The organism is Achromobacter sp. SIMBA_011 (assembly GCF_046535435.1).
GTDB classification, from domain to species: Bacteria; Pseudomonadota; Gammaproteobacteria; order Burkholderiales; family Burkholderiaceae_B; genus Achromobacter; species Achromobacter dolens.
Genome location: NZ_JAWRWN010000076.1, coordinates 1 through 415, shown reverse-complemented (window position 1 = coordinate 415; position 415 = coordinate 1). Strand labels below are relative to the sequence as shown.

Below are 415 nucleotides of genomic sequence, written 5' to 3'. Positions count from 1 at the left end.
CCGTGATACGTCTCCAACCCGTTATATTTAGGATAACGCTGTTGCAACAAATAGGACTCGAAAGCTTCATAAGAGATGCCTTCATTCATGCGCTGAACTTCCCATAACAGAAGACTTCACAACAATTTTCAACACAAGATATCTTGCTCTTCGACAAAACTCATCAAATTCGACCCGTTGAATAGACGACCATCAACGCCTGCCGCAACAGCCGCCTCCACATCCGACGGCTTGTCGCCGATAAGAACGCTGCGCTTCCGGTCTACGTTCCATCTCGCAACGATATCTTCTATCATTCCCGGAGACGGTTTTCTCCAATAGTGATCACCCCGGTATTTTTCAACGGTGGCTTTTTCGTGGAAAGGACAGAGGCGCTCGTCATCGATAGTTGCGCCTTTTTCATGAAGCAACTTTC

At 47.2% G+C, this 415-nt stretch carries 1 protein-coding gene; it reads right to left on the bottom strand.

Features of this window, described 5'->3' with window-relative positions:
• Positions 1-128: 128 nt before the first annotated feature.
• The coding region (locus tag SB816_RS29975) for an HAD hydrolase-like protein (RefSeq protein WP_410547989.1) at positions 129-415 on the bottom strand (287 nt) is incomplete at its 5' end.